This window comes from Alteromonas aquimaris (genome assembly GCF_026183695.1).
Classification (GTDB): domain Bacteria; phylum Pseudomonadota; class Gammaproteobacteria; order Enterobacterales; family Alteromonadaceae; genus Alteromonas; species Alteromonas aquimaris.
The window spans coordinates 1-17,208 of record NZ_JAPFRD010000011.1; the positions used below are offsets into that span (position 1 = coordinate 1).

The window sequence follows — 17,208 nt, forward strand, 5'->3', positions numbered from 1 at the left end:
CCACACAGATTGTCTTGTTATAAATTGTTAAAGAACGTTTTGCTAATCGGACTTGCCGATTAGCACGCTTTTCAGCTTTTGCCTTCTAGCGTTGCTTCAGGTTCTCCCCGAAGCGGGAGGCGCATTCTACGCCTTTTGTTTTCAGTGTCAACATGTTTTTGAAATTATTTTCTAAAATGTTTCGCTGAAAACCGCTTCCGATAAGGCTTTCGCCTTTTCCTGCAAGTTGTCGTTTTGACTTTCCTGCCGAAGCGGATGCGCATTGTAGGGATTTAAATTTCTGCGTCAACTCTTATTTAAAAAAAACTCCCACATTTCGTTTGAACGGTTACTTTATAGACTATCAGCTCTATTTCTGCACGTTTTCTACAGGTATAGTTCTCCTACTTCCTAACGAGTGTTTAATTATATGACTATTCGACAGTACCAAACTATCTCACCAACGTTGGGCAACAACGTTTATATTGATGAAATGGCCCTTATCGCCGGCGACGTCCATATGGCGGATGATGTTAGTGTTTGGCCGTTTGTCTCTGCCCGTGGAGATGTAAACACGATAACGATTGGCGCAAGATCAAATATTCAAGACGGCACTGTGTTGCATGTGACACGAAAAACAAGCTCAAATCCTGAGGGTTACCCCCTGGTAATTGGTAAAGATGTCACCATCGGCCATAAGTGTATGCTGCACGGTTGCAGACTTGGTGACCGCATCTTAGTAGGCATGGGTGCCATTATTATGGACAACGTGATTGTGGAAAATGACGTATTTATTGGTGCAGGTACTCTCGTTCCGCCCAATAAAAGACTAGCAAGTGGCTATTTGTATGTGGGTAATCCTATGCAGAAAAAACGTCCATTAACAGAGGCTGAAATTGCTTTTTTAAAGCAGTCAGCCATCAACTATGTTGAGCTCAAGAATGACTATCTCAACACGACGTCAAATAGCGAACGTTAAATATCCCTTAACGCGGCTTGCACTTCTGTAATTGCAGGTCGTTTACCCGTCCAAATATAAAACGCTTCAGCAGCCTGGCCTATCAACATACCTAATCCATCCGATACTTTTGCTGCGCCGTTACTTAATGCATGGCGCATAAATGGTGTAGCCTGCTTCCCGTATACCATGTCGTAAGCAAGCTGGCTTTGTCCGATTTTTAAGGTGCCCAGCTCTGGCAGTTCTCCAGTTAAGCTAGCTGATGTACAGTTCACGATAATATCGTATTGTTGTGAAGCCAATTCGTCCCCTGTCATCGCTTTGACCTGACTAATACCTAATGCATCACTCAGGCGTTTTGCTTTTTCGAAAGTTCGATTGCTAATATGAAGCTCGCTCACTCCTGTATCCAGTAATGGCTTTATCACCCCTCTTGCAGCCCCCCCAGCTCCTATCAGTAAGACTGACGCACCTTGAAGCGAACCAATCTGCGCAACCAAATCACTGACTAATCCCAATCCGTCCGTGTTGAAACCGCGCAGAATGTCCGCTTGTAAAAGCGTATTCACCGCTCGCGCTTGCATGGCATAACGGTCGCAATTAGATTGCGTCAATTCAAAAGCTTCCTGCTTAAACGGCACAGTGATGTTGCAACCAATTGCCTCGGGATCAGCGAAGAAAGCAGTTAATGCTTGCGCAAAATTACCTTTCGCACATTCAATTTTTTCATATGAAATCGTTTCACCACAGGATTGGGCAAACATATGGTGGATAGATGGTGATAGACTATGCGCAATCGGATTACCAAACACTGCTAGTTTTTTCATGAATTTTTTTCGCTCGCTTAAAAAGAAACCCACCACGCCATTTAAGGCTATAGGAGGGCAAGTCATAACTAACGCCATCGCAGAAACCTTTTACGACATTATGGAGGGAGATCCCCTTGCAGCGGATTTGATGGCAATACATCCTAAGCCATTAACGCGAATTCGTGAAGTATTCGCACTATACTTAACTATGTGGCTTGGCGGGCCTAATACTTATGAAGAGCAATTCGGTCATCCCCGACTGCGCGCACGCCACCTTCCTTTTACCGTGACGCCAGTGTTGAAGGAACAATGGATGTATTGTATGCGAAAAGCCATATTTAAGCATGTCCCCGATAAAACGCTGGCTAATCGGATACTGGCTTCGCTGAATGAGTTAGCTGAACACATGATTAATACCAAGGACTAACGTTTACCAGTCCTGGGGCTTCAACCATTCTTGTAACGACGCTTCATCGCTACCTTCTTCGGGAGAGTAACAATATTCCCATCGGGCCAGGGGGGGCATTGACATTAATATAGATTCGGTCCGTCCTCCTGTTTGTAAACCAAATAAGGTTCCTCTGTCATAAACCAGGTTAAACTCAACATAACGACCACGTCGATATAGTTGAAACTGTCTTTGCCTCTCGCCAAAAGCAGTATTTTTGCGTTTTTCAACAATCGGCACATAAGCATCCACATAGCCATTCCCTACCGCCTGCATAAAGGCAAAGGATTGCTCGAACCCGAAATGGTTTAGATCATCAAAAAATAGTCCTCCTACGCCGCGCGTCTCATTACGATGCTTTAGATAAAAGTATTCATCACACCATTTTTTATATTTGCCGTAAGTAGAGTTACCAAAGGGTGCACATATATCTTTTGCAACCTGATGCCAATGCATGACATCTTCTGGATAAGGGTAAAATGGGGTTAAATCAAAGCCGCCCCCAAACCACCAGATAGGTTTTTCGCCTGGCTTTTCTGCAATAAAAAAACGCACGTTTGCGTGTGACGTAGGTACATATGGGTTATGCGGATGTATAACTAACGACACCCCCATAGCTTTGAAACTTCTACCCGCCAGCTCGGGGCGTGAAGCGGTGGCAGATGCCGGCATGGCATCACCAAATACATATGAATAGTTGACACCGCCCTGCTCTATCACCCTACCATCTTTCATGACACGAGTCAGACCACCACCACCCTGTTCACGTTGCCATTTGTCTTCTACAAATGAGGCTTTACCATCTACGGCTTCCAATGTATTACAGATGTTGTTTTGCAATGACTGCAAGTAGGTCTGGACTTGCTGGATGGCTTGTTCCGGTTGGGTCAATTCTTCCACGTTACTCATTAAAGTTCTCACTACGCTCTTATTATATTGCCAGTTTGACTATCACGAATCGTAGAGGGAGAATCATATCCTCCGGTTTCACCTTCGACATAGTACACTTTTTCGCCAAAATACGTTTTTGCCTCCGCTAGAGAGGTCGCAGGTACTAACCCGGAAGGGTTGGCACTGGTAGAAACGAGCGGACTTTCTGCGATTCTACACAGCTCAATTACCACTGGATGATTGGTAACACGCACTGCAATTTGCTCCTGTCCTCCGGTAATCCAATCGGGAGCAGTTTTGCTTTTAGGTAATAACCACGTTACCGGGCCAGGCCACGAAGAAAAAATTGCAGGCCGTCTATCTAATGAAATTTTTTGGTCATCAACATATGGAAGCAAGCGTGAGTAAGTATCCGCAATCAGGATCATACCTTTTTCAATTGGCCGCGCTTTCAGTGCTAGTAATGCATCCACTGCATCACGGTTATCTGGGTCACACCCTATGCCCATTACTGCTTCAGTGGGATACACCACCAGCTTACCGTCATCAAATGCCTGCTTGAACTCGGCACGCTGTATTTCGTTCATGTGGAACTACCTGAAATAAAATAATTTAACTATAGCGACGTAGGTTTTATTGTGTGTGCCAGTTACTACTGTTTAAAGTCGCACTTAGGCTGGGGGCAACAAACGGTACCTTTTTTATCAATTAACATCTTCCAACCACAAGTTGGACAGGTTCCTGCCACAGGAGGCCAGTTTACCACGTAACGACATTTGGGATACCCATCGCAGGAATAGAATCGCTTCCCGTATTTGTTAGTGCGCTCGGTTATTTTGCCTTCATGACATTGCGGACAGGCTACCTCGGTATCCGTTTTTTGCTTCAATGGGGCAATATGCTGGCAATCTGGAAATCCAGAACAACCGACAAACATACCGTAGCGCCCTTTTTTCACCGCTAAACCCTCACCACAAGATGGACATACAGAACCATCAATAGCGGTTAGCGTTGTAGTTTGATTATCATGCAGGGGTTTACTGAAATGGCAATCGGGAAAACCCGAACATCCAACGAAGGGACCTGATTTGCTGTTCTTAATATGTAAGGCCTTGCCACATTCAGGACAAGGACCAAGTGAGTCGTCTAGCGCGTGTTCCTCAGCGCTAAACAAAGAAAGGTCAATTTTTGACATTCACCATAACCAGTTAATGGTAAAAAATTAATGTAGCGTGCCATCGGATTCATCAAACAACAAATCTTCCATCTGAGCATAGGCATTTTCCTTACCTGGTACATTAAACAGCACCATCAACACTACCCATTTAAGATCTTCCAGACAGAACTCAGTTGAATCTATTTCCATTACCCGATCAATTACCATCTCACGGGTTGACGCATCCAGCACTCCAACTTGCTCTAAAAATAACAAAAAACCGCGACATTCTATATCCAGCCGCATCTGTTCTTCCTGCGTATAAATCCGGCTCAGACTGGAATTTATATTTTTGCAGAAATACGGTTTGATGTCCGTCTCCTGCAATGCAGCAAGTTTTTCTAACCACGCTAGCGCTTTATAGATTTCGTCGTGATGAAAGCCAGCACGAACCAATTCATCCGTTAATTCATCCTGATCAACGCGAATTTCCGTTTCGCTGTGAATAAAGTTTTCAAATAGATACATGAGGATGTCGAACATTTTTTTTACCCCTCAATTTGACGTAGCCGCCTGGTACGGCTGCTACACAACCCCGCAATTCGTATTCTAAAAGGGTTGCCAATACCTCTGAAACTGACAACTTGTTGCGTTCGGCAATAACGTCTACAGCTGTAACATCAAAGTCCACACTATCTAATAATTCATCGGTTGCCAAGTTTTCGCATGGACTTTTTTGCGATTCATCCACACCTTGCAATGCCAGTTGCGATGGTACACAAGCGAATTCTTCGATAATGTCTTCCACCTTAAATACTAGTTTTGCACCTTGTTGGATTAAATGATGACAACCTTCTGATGTGGAATTATAAATGTTACCGGGTACAGCAAATACCTCTCGCCCTAGATCTATGGCTAAATTTGCAGTTATCAAGGTGCCACTTTTAATTGCCGCCTCAATTACTACAGTTCCAGTGGACAGTGCTGCAATAATTCTATTTCGTCTGGGAAAATGACAAGCTCTTGGTGGAGTTCCGGGCCAAAACTCACTCACAATGGTACCGCCTTGTTCAACGATGGAATGATGTAGCTTCTGATTTCGGGCAGGATAAATTTTATCAGGCCCCGTACCCGTAACGGCAATAGTTTTAGCCTGCCCATGCAACGCTCCTTGGTGGGCGGCAGCATCGATTCCCGTCGCGAGCCCACTCACAACGCTCCAACCAAGCTCAGCTAATTGTCTGGCAAATTCTTGAGCTATTTGCTTACCTGCGTGGGTGCAGCGGCGGCTCCCCACCAGTGCTATAGAAGGCTGTGATATTAATCTCTCGTTACCTCGCACAAAGAGCACCAATGGCGGGGAACATAATTGTTTCAGCATTTCTGGATAAGACGAGCAATCAATACTGACCAGTTGATTTAAGGTCTCCTGAGACTGCCACTCAAGACTTTGCTCGATACGCTGCAGATCGGCTGCGCGTATAAGTTGAGCTAATTTTTCGGGTAGCTCAGCTTGGTGGTTTACTTGAGGCTGCCAATTACCAGTAAAAAGGTGGTCGAGTGAAATCGAATTTTTTTCAATTACGTCTAACCATTCCCTCGGGGTGACGCCTTTGATGGTGGTTAGGGTGAGCCATTTAATTAAATCTTCCTGATTGCAGACTCCAATCGTATTCATTTGCCCTTCCTGCGTTCTGTTCAGTCAGAGCGAGGACCCTCTGCGACTACGGGTTAGCGACGATTGCCCCTCTCTGAATACTATCTTTTGCCCGCGTAATAATGCCATAGCTGGCTTTTTCAAATGTTTTGAAGATGATCAGTTCTCCTACTTTCAAAGCGGGTTGTTTTACCGTTGAACCATCATTAAACACACTTTTTACCACATTGGTTTCACTGCTATAACGGGGAGTATGGCCATCAATTATGTCTGGACCTTGGGTGTAGATACCCATAACGGTTCCAGGTGCTATCTGTTTATTGCCTATATCAACAATTACCACATCGTGTTTGCCTGTAAGCGTATGTTCATGCAAATTACCTACGATATGACCTCGTTGACTGGTTGCAGCAGCCAGGGTTAAGTCTTTCGCATCAGTAAATTTGCCAGCATAAAGTTTGTCACCCCTTTGGGCTTCAAAGTTTGACTTATCAACTTTTACCAACCACTGGTCAGCAGCCTTGTCTTCTACCATCGTTGCATCAGCAACATGGTGAACCTGCACGCCAAGTACATTTCCTTCGAAGTCTTTAATAGTACTTTGCTTACGAATAACCCGATACTGATCTTCTGGACGGCCCATCTTTCGACTGAGCACCAAATCCCCTTCTACAAAACGCATGTCTGCTTCCTGATTACCTAATAGGTAGGGCAAACGTGAATAGTTTTCTTCTGCCAACAATTCATTTTGATTCACATAGGTAGCAATGGCTGACCAAGGCAGGACACTTATCGGCTGCGGCTTCGTTTCCGTGACGGTGGTGGGTGTCAGGGTCAGTTGTTTTTTATTGCGGACTACTTCCAAGATCGGCTGGCCGTCCACATACCTAATCGTCAGCACATCGCCAGGATAGATCAGGTGAGGATTCGATATTTGTGTATTTTTGCGCCAAAGCTCAGGCCATAGCCAAGGCTTGTCGAGAAATAAGCTGGCGATATCCCACAACGTATCATTCTTCTTTACGGTATAGGTTTTAGGAGCGCTAGGTCTTATATCCACTTGTTGTGCCATGGCGAAGCCGGCAACCACAAAGGTGAGCAATGTAAGTAGACATGCACCTTTGCTTATCAGTTTCTTTACAAAAATCATGTATGTATTGCCCCTTTCCTGTCTGTTTGCACTTACGTCACCCTGCATCAACTTGCACCTTGCTGTTACTATACCTATAAAGCCAAAACAAAAAAATGCACGTAGGTATGGATATACGTTAGAATAGTACGCTATTAATAGGTGTAAATAGTGCTGGCAATCGGATCGTATATGTTTTTATACAGTTTAGGGTCGGTTTGCTGTCACTGGATAGACTACAAGTGAGATTATGGCCACTCTAGAAGTATTAAGCTTTCCGGATGAACGCTTGCGTACAATCGCAAAACCGGTAGAAAAATTTGACGACGAGCTAAAACAACTTGTCGCCGACATGTTTGAAACAATGAAAGACGAAAATGGCATTGGGCTGGCGGCTACGCAAGTGGATCGTCACATTCAGGTGGTAGTGATGGATGTATCTGAAGATCAAGATACGCCATATGTTTTTGTTAATCCTGAAATAGTTGAAAAGCAGGGCAAAGTCACCAGCGAAGAAGGGTGTTTGTCTGTGCCTGGCAACTATGCCAAAGTAGATCGTGCTGAGTCTGTTAAAGTAAAGGCATTTAATGAACGCGGCGAGCCATTTGAGCTAGAAGCTTCAGGGCTGTTTGCTATTTGTATCCAACATGAGCTTGATCACCTGAAAGGGGTATTGTTTGTGGATTATTTGTCCCCTTTAAAGCGCCAACGTATCCGTAAAAAACTTGAAAAAGAAGCCCGTCTAGCGGCCCGAGCGTAAGAGTCGACGTGACCATAGCAAAAAAAATTATTTTCGCGGGAACACCTGATTTCGCCGCCAAGCACTTAGATGCCTTAATCCACTCCGAACACCATGTTGTTGCCGCGTATACACAACCCGATCGCCCAGCCGGTCGGGGCAAAAAACTTACGCCAAGTGATGTAAAAAAATTAGCACTGGCAAATGATATCCCCGTTTTTCAACCTGCTAATTTACGCCATGAAGATGCGCAACAACAACTAGCAGCTTTGGATGCAGACATTATGGTGGTAGTGGCATACGGATTGATACTACCAAAAACAATCTTAGCAACCCCCCGTCTAGGTTGTTTAAACGTACACGGCTCAATTCTGCCAAAATGGCGAGGTGCTGCCCCTATCCAGCGCGCAATCTGGGCGGGTGATACTCAGACCGGTGTGACCATAATGCAAATGGACGAAGGGCTGGACACGGGGGATATTCTTGATATTGCCACCTTACCAATTAACCCTGATGATACCAGCGCCAGCTTGTACACCAAATTAGCAGCGCTGGGTCCCAAGGCATTATTGAAAGTCCTTGATCAACTGGAAGAACTCACACCGCAAGCCCAAGATAATGCTATGGCTACCTATGCCAAGAAGCTGTCAAAAGATGAGGCGCGTATTGATTGGCAAGAAGACGCTGAGCAGCTAGAGCGAAACATTCGCGCCTTCAACCCGTGGCCCGTTGCATGGACAAAAGTGCAAGATGAGAACGTAAAATTGTGGCAGGCCAGCATAGAAAAAACCGCTATCACATCAGCACCTGGTACTATATTGCGCGCAGATAAGCAGGGAATAGTGGTGGCGACTGGATCTAACGCACTTGTTATTACGCAGCTACAGTTACCTGGGAAACGTCCATTATCTGCTGCCGATGTACTCAATTCTCGATGTGACTGGTTTACTCCTGGTACTGTTCTTAGCAGTTGTAACGCATGATTAAACACGCTCTTCCCAAACAGCCCACTTTACGTAGCGATACTGCATGGGTGATTTATCAAATTTTGGAAGTGGGTAAATCGTCGCGGGAATGTTTGAACACAGCGCAACGCAGGCACTCTTCCAAAGACAGCGCATGGATCCAGGAAATGGCCATGGGCGTAATGCGACAACTACCTCAACTTCAATTGTGGCTTAGGGAATTACTGGAACAACCCCTAAAAGGCAAAAAGAAAATTATCGAACATCTTTTATTGCTGGGGCTCTATCAGATAGCGTTTACTCGCGTGTCAGATCATGCTGCAATTTCTGAAACGGTCAATGCCTGCCCTAATTTAGGTAACCCAGGTTTGAAGGGACTAGTGAATGCTATCTTACGTCGCTTTCAGCGCGAGCATATGGCACAACAGTTGAGCAGTGATCCAATTGTTGCCAGCGGCTTACCTAAATGGATAGTCAAATCGCTGCAACAATACTATTCGCAAAGGGAAGTTGCCCAAATTATCAAACAAACCAATCGCATAGCGCCAATTTGGCTTAGAGTTAATCAACGGCAAACTGACATAGACCATTTCACTCAGCATCTGCGTGATCAAAACATTCAATTCACACTATCCAACGACCATCCAGAAGCGATAATTTTGCAGTCTCGTGTGGACATTCCCTCTCTCCCGGGTTATGCGGATGGCTGGTTTTCGGTGCAGGATGGAGCAGCCCAACATGCAGCTCGTTACCTCGCTCCGCGACCTAATGAGCGGGTCTTGGATTGCTGTGCAGCCCCCGGCGGCAAGACCAGCCATATTATGGAGTTGGTGCCAGATTTGGCTGAATGTATCGCATTGGATAACGAAACTGCTCGGCTTGCCCGACTCGAAGAAAATATGCGGCGATTAAAGCATTCTGTAAAAGTCCTTCATGCTGACGCACTCGATACTGAAAGTTGGTGGGATGGAAATTTGTTCGATCGTATTTTGCTTGATGCTCCCTGTTCAGCTACCGGTGTGATCCGTCGCCATCCTGATATTCGTTGGCTGCGCAAGGCCTCTGATATTGAGAAATTGGTGGCGCTTCAACAAAAGATGCTGAATACCCTTTGGCCACTATTAAAGAAAGGTGGGTCATTACTGTATGCCACGTGTTCTATTTTACCGCAAGAAAATGTACGGCAAATTGCTGGTTTCCTTGCCTCTCATAGTGATGCTAAGTTAGATCCAATATTGAATAATGAAACTAATGACTTACCTGGAAGGCAAATTTTACCCGGGGAAGGGCAAATGGATGGTTTCTATTATGCGAGACTGATAAAGTCTGCATCGTAATTAAACAGGGTGTTTGCTTAATACAATGAAAATTATCATTCTGGGCGCTGGACAGGTAGGCGGGACTCTCGCTGAGAATTTAGTTGGTGAAAAGAACGAAATCACCGTTATCGATTCTGATCCCGGCAAGCTTCGCACCCTGCAGGACAGATTAGATCTACAAGTCGTTACAGGCGTGGGCTCTCATCCTGATGTGCTACGTAAAGCCGGCGCTGAAGATGCCGATATGTTAATCGCCGTCACCAGCAGTGATGAAAGTAATATGCTGGCTTGCCAGGTCGCCTACAGTTTATTTAAAACACCCACTAAGATCGCCCGTGTTCGCAGCGAACAATACATCATTTATCAAGAGCAGCTTTATAAGCAGCAGAACATACCGGTTGACCATATCATCGCGCCTGAACAGCTGGTTACCACCTCCATTAAACGATTAATTGATTACCCAGGCGCCCTGCAGGTGGTGGAGTTTGCTGAAGGTAAGGCCAGTTTGGTCGCAGTTAAAGCGTATTACGGTGGCTTGCTGGTGGGTCATGCCCTATCTGCTTTAAAAGAGCATATGCCAAACGTGGAAACACGGGTAGCAGCTATTTATCGGCGTGGCAAACCTATCAGGCCATTAGGCACCACCGTAATAGAAGCCGATGATGAAGTTTTCTTTATTGCTGCAACCAAACACATTCGTGCGGTAATGAGTGAATTACAAAAACTCGAGTCCAGTTATAAACGCATCATGATTGCAGGGGGTGGCCTAATTGGTGCTGGCTTAGCCAAACGACTGGAACACAAACACAATGTTAAACTGATTGAATATAGTGCAGAGCGGGCGCAATATTTATCAGCACATTTAGATAAAACCATCGTTTTTCGGGGCGATGCCTCGGACCCCGAGCTTCTTACCGAGGAAGGAATCGAGCGGGTAGACGCATTTATTGCAGTAACCAACGATGATGAAGCGAATATTATGTCTGCCATGCTAGCTAAGCGCATGGGGGCCCAAAAGGCCATGGTGCTAATCCAACGGGGCGCCTATGTTGATTTAGTTCAAGGGGGTGAAATCGACATTGCCTTCTCGCCGCAACAAGCCACCATTTCTGCTCTGCTCACGCATATACGTCGCGGAGATATTGTTAATGTTTACTCTTTACGCCGTGGAGCGGCTGAGGCCATTGAAGCTATCGCGCATGGCGATGAAAACACGTCTAAAGTGGTCGGTAAACAAATTGGTGATGTACGCCTTCCTCCAGGCACCACAATTGGAGCCATCGTTCGCGATGACCAAGTGATCATTGCTCATAGTGACACTGTTATTAAAGCCAATGACCATGTGATTTTGTTCCTGGTGGATAAAAAGTATATCGGAGACGTGGAAAAGCTGTTCCAACCCAGCGCTTTCTTTTTTGGGTGACCGCTCAGCTTCGCCAGAACGTGGGCGAGAACAATACCAGCAGAGAAAATATTTCCAGTCGTCCAAATAACATGGCCATCACCAGTAACCACTTACCCGCATCGCTCACATCAGAATACGTTACGGACACGCTACCTAACCCTGGACCAAGGTTATTTAACGTCGCCGCAGTGGCAGTAAATGCCGAAAGGTTATCTAACCCCGTGGCTATCATGCCGATCATGATAACCACAAAAACAATCGCGTAGGCTGAGAAAAAGCCCCACACCGCTTCGACGACTCTATCCGGCATCGCTCTTTCTCCAAGCTTTACCGAATAAACCGCTTTAGGGTGGATAAGACGGTCTATTTCGCGCTTGCCTTGCAGAAACAACAAAAATACGCGGATCACTTTTAACCCGCCCCCGGTTGAACCAGCGCATCCTCCAATAAAGCTTGCGAAGATTAACAGGATAGGTAAAAAAGCCGGCCAAGCGGCGAAGTCGGTGGTAGCAAACCCGGCGGTAGTGCTGATCGATATCGCCTGGATCATGGCTTGGTCCAAGGCTTCTTCGGCATCGGTATAATAGCCTGTGAGCACTAATACTAAAAAGCAGATTAAAATTATCGACGCCTGAATAACAAAAAATGCTTTAAATTCAGGATCGTTAAAGTACCCTTTTGTTGAACGGGTAGCCGCAGCGGCATAGTGCAGGGAAAAATTAAGCGCAGCTATCAACAAAAATATTGAGCACACCACGTTTACCATGGGGCTATCGAAGTAGCCTAAACTGGCATCGTGGGTCGAGAAACCGCCAATCGCAATCGTCGAGAACGCATGACAAATCGCATCGAACCAGCCCATACCGGCAAACCAATATGCCAGGGTGCATGCTATTGTTAGGGAAAGGTATATGTACCAAAGGTGTTTCGCGGTATCCGCAATACGCGGGGTCATTTTAGAATCTTTAACTGGGCCGGGTGTTTCAGCTCGATACAACTGCATTCCCCCTACCCCTAAGATAGGCAGTATTGCCACCGCCAGTACGATAATCCCCATACCGCCAAGCCACTGCAGCTGCTGACGATAAAATTGCACCGAGTGAGGCAGAAATTCTATGCCTTCAATCACAGTAGCGCCAGTAGTTGTCAATCCGGAGAACGATTCAAAAAACGCATCGGTGACCGTCATTGACGGTTGATCTAATAATATGAAAGGGATAGCGCCAAAACTCGCCAGTACAGTCCAGAACAAGACAACAATTAAGAAGCCTTCTTTGGCGCGTAAGTCGCGACGATGACCCCGTTGTGGATACCAAAAACCCAGCCCAGTTACCACACACATGATAAAGGTAAGAATGAAAGGCAGACCACTCCCATCCTGATAGATCACCGACACCACCGCGGGGGGGATCATTGTGACACTAAAAAGTGCAACCAGCAGTCCAAGAATTCGTACTATCGCACGATAGTGCATGTTTTTGCCTTATTTTTCTTTGATTTATCGGGCAGTTAAAAAAAGCGAATTTTAAATATTATCACTTGGCTTAATATTATGCGCGGTTACATGAATGCTGGCAAAGAAAAAAGCGTTGTTTTCTTTGCCATATCAACTCATGCCATCCCAATAACCGTCTGCACCATTTTATTGATTCCCGCATGCGCTTCCAGAATATCCTGCGCCAGCATATAGGCGGGTGTAGTGACCAATTTCGCTTCACTATCGATAATTATTTCTTCCACCGGACAACTGACATGCTGAGCCCCTAACGCATTTATACCTTGCGCAGTTGATTCATCGGTACCAATTGTCATTTTAACATTGTTACCATACACCGACGCTGCCAGAGCTGGGGCAATACAGGCATATCCTGCGGGCTTGCCACACTTTGCAAATGCCTTACATGCCGCTGCAACGTCACTATCTAGCTGGCTGTCTGCGCCATCAGTGGCAAAAGTACACAAGTTTTTCGCAGCACCAAACCCACCCGGAACAATCAGTGCGTCAAACTCATCTACGTTAAGTTCAGTTACCGGCTTTATTTCACCGCGGGCAATACGGGCCGACTCCACCAACACATTCCGCGACTGTCCACTTTCCTCGGCACCGGACAAATGATTGATCACATGCAACTGCGCTTTATCGGGCGCAAAACACTGATATTCGGCCCCATGTTGCCTAATCGCCAATAGCGCCAATACCGTTTCGTGAATTTCAGCACCGTCAAATACACCACACCCGCTTAAGATTACTGCAACTTTTTTCATATTTCCTCCAAGGCCTTGCGTTCTCAGACTTATGCTTTTTTGTTCATTTTTCAATCTCAATTGAACAAAAAAGATATCAAAATACCTGTTAGGATTTTGAATTGGTTATGCTACATTACTTCGCTAACTTGGTAATGATAAAAATAAAGCTCGCCAAGTTATCCACAAAAAAGCAAACAAAAATAATAAAAATAAGGTTCTTGTTTCTAGCCGTCTACGCCTTATACCAAAACGACTTCAGGGTCTCAATTCCTGAGGCTTACTTATATCTAAAATTCAGCTCACCATTTTTTGTCACAGAGTTATCCACAGGATTAAAAAGATTCTTTACACCATCATCTGGCGAAGTGCAGGTGCATGTGGCATCCTCTCACTCAATCTATTGTTCCAAGCGAAAAGCGTATCCAGCATGTCAAAACAAACTACCCCACCCTTTATTCTTGTTGATGGTTCGTCCTACCTATTTCGAGCTTTTCATGGGTTACCCCCATTAACTAACTCTAAAGGACAGGATACGGGAGCAATTTACGGCGTGATCAATATGCTTAAGAGTTTGTTGAAACAATATCAACCCACTCACATTGCGGTAGTGTTTGATGCTAAAGGCAAAACGTTTCGTGATGAAATGTACGCCGAATATAAGGCAAATCGTCCGCCCATGCCTCAGGAGTTGGGTAGCCAGATTGCGCCACTTCACGAAATCATTCGCGCCATGGGTTTACCCATCATCATCGAAGAGGGCGTGGAAGCCGATGACGTTATCGGTACGTTGGCCAAGCAGGCGTCGGAGGCTGGTATCAATACACTTATCAGCACAGGTGACAAAGACATGGCCCAGCTGGTCAATGAGCATGTCACGTTAATCAATACCATGACCAATCAACTCATGGATATAGCAGGCGTCAATGAAAAGTTCGGCGTGCCGCCTGAACTTATTATCGACTTTCTAGCCCTCAAGGGCGATAAGGTGGATAACATCCCGGGCGTTCCTGGTGTGGGCGATAAAAGTGCGCAGGCGATGTTAAATGGCATTGGGGGCATCAGCGCTATCTATAATAATCTGGACAAGCTCGCAGAACTAAGTTTCCGGGGCAGCAAAACAATGGCGGCCAAGATGCAGGAATACGAAGAGCAAGCACGTATTTCATATCAGCTTGCCACCATTAAAACCGATGTTGAACTTTCAGTGAGGCCGGATGATCTTAAGCCCGCTACAGCAGATAACACTAAATTAGCCGCGTTATATACTGAGTATGAGTTTAAACGGTGGCTCCAGGAAGTATCCTCAGAAACCTCGGCACAGGAAATGGAAGACGCTGCTCCAGCTTCCTCGCCATCGGTTGATATTGACCACAGTAAATACGAAGTAATTTTCAGCGAAGCCGCGCTGGACAGATGGATCGAGAAACTCAAACAAGCCCCTCTCTGGGCATTTGATACCGAAACCACCAGCCTTAATTACAAAGACGCTGAATTAGTGGGCATGTCGTTTTGCACAGGGCCGGGTGAAGCTGCATACCTGCCGGTCGCGCACGATTATATGGACGCCCCGGAGCAACTCTCTCGCGATTTGGTATTGGAAAAATTTAAACCCCTGCTGGAAAATAATGAAGCCAAAAAGATTGGGCAGCATCTTAAATACGATAAACATGTGCTTGCCAATTATGACATTAAACTAAACGGCATTGCTTTTGACACTATGCTGGAATCCTATGTGTTAAACAGCACCGCCACACGCCACGATATGGATTCATTAGCCTTGGCTTACCTTAGCCATCAAACGGTAAAGTTTGAGGACATTGCGGGAAAAGGGGCTAAACAACTCACCTTTAATCAGATTGAAATTGATAAAGCAGCACCCTATGCCGCGGAAGATGCGGAAGTTACCTTTTTATTACATCAGGTTTTATGGGAAAAACTTGAACAAGTCGAGCCTTTAAAAAAGCTATTGTTGGATATCGAAATGCCGGTGGCCAATGTGTTGGCACGCATGGAGCAGCTTGGTGTGCGCATCGATAGCCAGCAACTTAATCAACAAAGCCAGGATTTGGCAAAGCGTATCATGGAACTAGAAAAACAAGTACATGAAGAAGCGGGTGAAGAATTTAATTTGGGATCTACTAAACAACTTCAACAAATTCTGTTTGAGAAAAACGCACTACCTGTCATTAAAAAAACGCCGAAGGGAGCCCCCTCTACCTCGGAAGAAGTTCTGCAGGAACTGGCCTTGGATTACCCGATTCCCAAGTTAATCATGGAGTATAGAGGGTTAACTAAGCTTAAAAATACCTATACCGACAAGCTACCCAAGATGATCGATCATCGCTCAGGGCGTGTGCATACCTCCTATCACCAAGCTGTTGCAGCCACCGGGCGTTTGTCTTCTACTGATCCTAATCTGCAAAATATTCCGATCCGAACCGAAGAAGGACGTAGAGTACGTCAGGCATTTGTGCCGCGAAAGGGATTCAAAATAGTTGCCGCCGACTACTCACAAATTGAACTTCGCATCATGGCACACCTTTCCAATGATAAGGGTTTACTTACCGCGTTTTCGGAGGGAATAGATATACATAGTGCCACCGCAGCCGAAGTATTTGGGGTGAAGCTGGAAGAGGTAACAACCAATCAGCGTCGCAACGCAAAAGCGATTAACTTTGGTTTAATTTATGGTATGTCTGCATTTGGCTTAGCCCGACAGCTCAACATTCCACGCGGCGAAGCTCAGGAGTATATGGATCTGTATTTCGCTCGCTACCCAGGGGTACGCACATACATGGATGAAGCCCGGGAAAGCGCTAAAGAAAAGGGTTACGTGGAGACAGTGTTCGGGCGGCGCTTATATTTGCCTGATATTAAAGCCAGCAACGGGGCCCGCCGTAAGGGGGCAGAGCGTGCGGCTATTAATGCGCCGATGCAGGGTACCGCGGCAGATATCATCAAACTGGCAATGATTGCGGTTGATGAATGGATAGAAAAAGAGGCCCAAGAGGACGTTTTCATGATGATGCAGGTACATGACGAACTCGTTTTTGAAATAAAAGAACAAAACATTGAAAAACACAGTAGGCAAATCCAGCAATTAATGGAACGCGCCGCCACACTCTCAGTCCCATTAGATGTGGAAGTTGGGGTCGGAAATAACTGGGATGAAGCACATTAAAAAGTAATTAGGTTACGACATTTGGCATACTTATATTCAAAATAGCGGCTTTTCAGTAATTAAATTACACAAAATGCTTGCTAAGCAGTTTTCATTTAAGTACCCTTATTTGTGTAGGGTACAGAGGTGAAAACACTGTTTTCATTCCTTTGATTTGGCCCCGGTCGTTTGACCGGGGTTTTTTTATATATTGAAGAACTCGCGCAGCCTCTCTTGCTCTCCGTTCACATCACTACGAAAAACGTTTTTTAAATAAAAATAAAAAAATCTGAACTAATGCGTCAAGACGTACTCTGAATATATAGTTTTAATGTGTTTTCTCTTT

The 17,208-nt window shown here is 45.4% G+C and carries 16 protein-coding genes; 7 read left to right on the forward strand and 9 right to left on the reverse strand.

Features of this window, described 5'->3' with window-relative positions; translation table 11 throughout:
• The first annotated feature begins 409 nt into the window (after positions 1–409).
• Positions 410–958 carry a gamma carbonic anhydrase family protein gene (locus OPS25_RS10070; protein ID WP_265617594.1) on the forward strand — a complete coding sequence of 183 codons (549 nt, stop codon included), beginning with the start codon at positions 410–412 and terminating at the stop codon, positions 956–958.
• Here the strand turns inward: OPS25_RS10070 and aroE are convergent.
• Positions 955–1,764 (reverse strand): shikimate dehydrogenase, encoded by an 810-nt coding sequence (gene aroE, locus OPS25_RS10075; RefSeq protein ID WP_265617595.1) that lies wholly within the window; start codon positions 1,762–1,764, stop codon positions 955–957. The two genes, OPS25_RS10070 and aroE, sit on opposite strands and share 4 nt — an antisense overlap.
• On the opposite strand from aroE, the gene OPS25_RS10080 reads away from it, so the two are divergent.
• Complete coding sequence (locus tag OPS25_RS10080; RefSeq protein WP_265617596.1) at positions 1,763–2,173, forward strand: group II truncated hemoglobin; 411 nt, start codon at positions 1,763–1,765, stop codon at positions 2,171–2,173. The two genes, aroE and OPS25_RS10080, sit on opposite strands and share 2 nt — an antisense overlap.
• A gap of 3 nt (positions 2,174–2,176) precedes the next feature.
• Here OPS25_RS10080 and hemF read toward each other — a convergent pair whose 3' ends face one another.
• The 6 genes from hemF to OPS25_RS10110 all read right to left on the reverse strand — a co-directional run bounded on the left by hemF (position 2,177) and on the right by OPS25_RS10110 (position 7,096).
• A complete protein-coding gene (gene hemF, locus OPS25_RS10085) occupies positions 2,177–3,103 on the reverse strand; it encodes an oxygen-dependent coproporphyrinogen oxidase (protein WP_265617597.1) in 927 nt (308 codons plus the stop codon).
• Between the two features lie 11 nt (positions 3,104–3,114).
• Positions 3,115–3,672, reverse strand: coding sequence for a Sua5/YciO/YrdC/YwlC family protein (locus tag OPS25_RS10090; protein ID WP_265617598.1), 558 nt, complete (start codon positions 3,670–3,672; stop codon positions 3,115–3,117).
• Positions 3,673–3,737: 65 nt separating this feature from the next.
• Positions 3,738–4,280, reverse strand: a complete 543-nt coding sequence (locus tag OPS25_RS10095) for a DNA topoisomerase family protein (protein ID WP_265617599.1) — start codon at positions 4,278–4,280, stop codon at positions 3,738–3,740.
• Between the two features lie 27 nt (positions 4,281–4,307).
• Positions 4,308–4,784: a DUF494 family protein gene (locus tag OPS25_RS10100; RefSeq protein WP_265610633.1), complete on the reverse strand. Its 477-nt coding sequence runs from the start codon at positions 4,782–4,784 to the stop codon at positions 4,308–4,310.
• Complete coding sequence (dprA, locus tag OPS25_RS10105; RefSeq protein WP_265617600.1) at positions 4,756–5,919, reverse strand: DNA-processing protein DprA; 1,164 nt, start codon at positions 5,917–5,919, stop codon at positions 4,756–4,758. Before dprA ends, OPS25_RS10100 begins: the two co-directional genes overlap by 29 nt.
• Before the next feature lie 46 nt (positions 5,920–5,965).
• Positions 5,966–7,096, reverse strand: a complete 1,131-nt coding sequence (locus tag OPS25_RS10110; RefSeq protein ID WP_265617601.1) for a LysM peptidoglycan-binding domain-containing protein — start codon at positions 7,094–7,096, stop codon at positions 5,966–5,968.
• Between the two features lie 181 nt (positions 7,097–7,277).
• Between OPS25_RS10110 and def the strand changes: the two genes are divergently transcribed.
• The 4 genes from def to trkA are packed head-to-tail and all read left to right on the forward strand — an operon-like array spanning position 7,278 to position 11,473.
• On the forward strand, positions 7,278–7,787 hold the full coding sequence (gene def / locus OPS25_RS10115) for a peptide deformylase (protein ID WP_265617602.1): 510 nt from the start codon (positions 7,278–7,280) through the stop codon (positions 7,785–7,787).
• Positions 7,788–7,795: 8 nt separating this feature from the next.
• Positions 7,796–8,749, forward strand: coding sequence for a methionyl-tRNA formyltransferase (gene fmt / locus OPS25_RS10120; protein WP_265617603.1), 954 nt, complete (start codon positions 7,796–7,798; stop codon positions 8,747–8,749).
• Positions 8,746–10,068, forward strand: coding sequence for a 16S rRNA (cytosine(967)-C(5))-methyltransferase RsmB (gene rsmB / locus OPS25_RS10125; RefSeq protein ID WP_265617604.1), 1,323 nt, complete (start codon positions 8,746–8,748; stop codon positions 10,066–10,068). Before fmt ends, rsmB begins: the two co-directional genes overlap by 4 nt.
• A 25-nt stretch (positions 10,069–10,093) precedes the next feature.
• Positions 10,094–11,473 (forward strand): Trk system potassium transporter TrkA, encoded by a 1,380-nt coding sequence (trkA, locus tag OPS25_RS10130; protein WP_265617605.1) that lies wholly within the window; start codon positions 10,094–10,096, stop codon positions 11,471–11,473.
• A 4-nt stretch (positions 11,474–11,477) separates the two neighbouring features.
• Here trkA and OPS25_RS10135 read toward each other — a convergent pair whose 3' ends face one another.
• Both OPS25_RS10135 and elbB read right to left on the reverse strand, forming a co-directional pair.
• Positions 11,478–12,929, reverse strand: a complete 1,452-nt coding sequence (locus OPS25_RS10135; RefSeq protein WP_265617606.1) for a TrkH family potassium uptake protein — start codon at positions 12,927–12,929, stop codon at positions 11,478–11,480.
• A gap of 137 nt (positions 12,930–13,066) precedes the next feature.
• Positions 13,067–13,720, reverse strand: coding sequence for an isoprenoid biosynthesis glyoxalase ElbB (gene elbB, locus OPS25_RS10140; protein WP_265617607.1), 654 nt, complete (start codon positions 13,718–13,720; stop codon positions 13,067–13,069).
• Positions 13,721–14,129: 409 nt separating this feature from the next.
• Between elbB and polA the strand changes: the two genes are divergently transcribed.
• Complete coding sequence (gene polA / locus OPS25_RS10145) at positions 14,130–16,883, forward strand: DNA polymerase I (protein WP_265617608.1); 2,754 nt, start codon at positions 14,130–14,132, stop codon at positions 16,881–16,883.
• The last annotated feature ends 325 nt before the right edge of the window (positions 16,884–17,208 follow it).

Excerpts from the sequence above, each read along its gene's own strand:
- OPS25_RS10070 (WP_265617594.1), top strand. The coding sequence starts at position 410 with ATGACTATTCGACAGTACCAAACTATCTCACCAACGTTGGGCAACAAC.
- OPS25_RS10080 (WP_265617596.1), top strand. The coding sequence starts at position 1,763 with ATGAATTTTTTTCGCTCGCTTAAAAAGAAACCCACCACGCCATTTAAG.
- aroE (WP_265617595.1), bottom strand. The coding sequence starts at position 1,764 with ATGAAAAAACTAGCAGTGTTTGGTAATCCGATTGCGCATAGTCTATCA.
- hemF (WP_265617597.1), bottom strand. The coding sequence starts at position 3,103 with ATGAGTAACGTGGAAGAATTGACCCAACCGGAACAAGCCATCCAGCAA.
- OPS25_RS10090 (WP_265617598.1), bottom strand. The coding sequence starts at position 3,672 with ATGAACGAAATACAGCGTGCCGAGTTCAAGCAGGCATTTGATGACGGT.
- OPS25_RS10095 (WP_265617599.1), bottom strand. The coding sequence starts at position 4,280 with ATGTCAAAAATTGACCTTTCTTTGTTTAGCGCTGAGGAACACGCGCTA.
- OPS25_RS10100 (WP_265610633.1), bottom strand. The coding sequence starts at position 4,784 with ATGTTCGACATCCTCATGTATCTATTTGAAAACTTTATTCACAGCGAA.
- dprA (WP_265617600.1), bottom strand. The coding sequence starts at position 5,919 with ATGAATACGATTGGAGTCTGCAATCAGGAAGATTTAATTAAATGGCTC.
- OPS25_RS10110 (WP_265617601.1), bottom strand. The coding sequence starts at position 7,096 with ATGCAGGGTGACGTAAGTGCAAACAGACAGGAAAGGGGCAATACATAC.
- def (WP_265617602.1), top strand. The coding sequence starts at position 7,278 with ATGGCCACTCTAGAAGTATTAAGCTTTCCGGATGAACGCTTGCGTACA.
- rsmB (WP_265617604.1), top strand. The coding sequence starts at position 8,746 with ATGATTAAACACGCTCTTCCCAAACAGCCCACTTTACGTAGCGATACT.
- trkA (WP_265617605.1), top strand. The coding sequence starts at position 10,094 with ATGAAAATTATCATTCTGGGCGCTGGACAGGTAGGCGGGACTCTCGCT.
- OPS25_RS10135 (WP_265617606.1), bottom strand. The coding sequence starts at position 12,929 with ATGCACTATCGTGCGATAGTACGAATTCTTGGACTGCTGGTTGCACTT.
- elbB (WP_265617607.1), bottom strand. The coding sequence starts at position 13,720 with ATGAAAAAAGTTGCAGTAATCTTAAGCGGGTGTGGTGTATTTGACGGT.
- polA (WP_265617608.1), top strand. The coding sequence starts at position 14,130 with ATGTCAAAACAAACTACCCCACCCTTTATTCTTGTTGATGGTTCGTCC.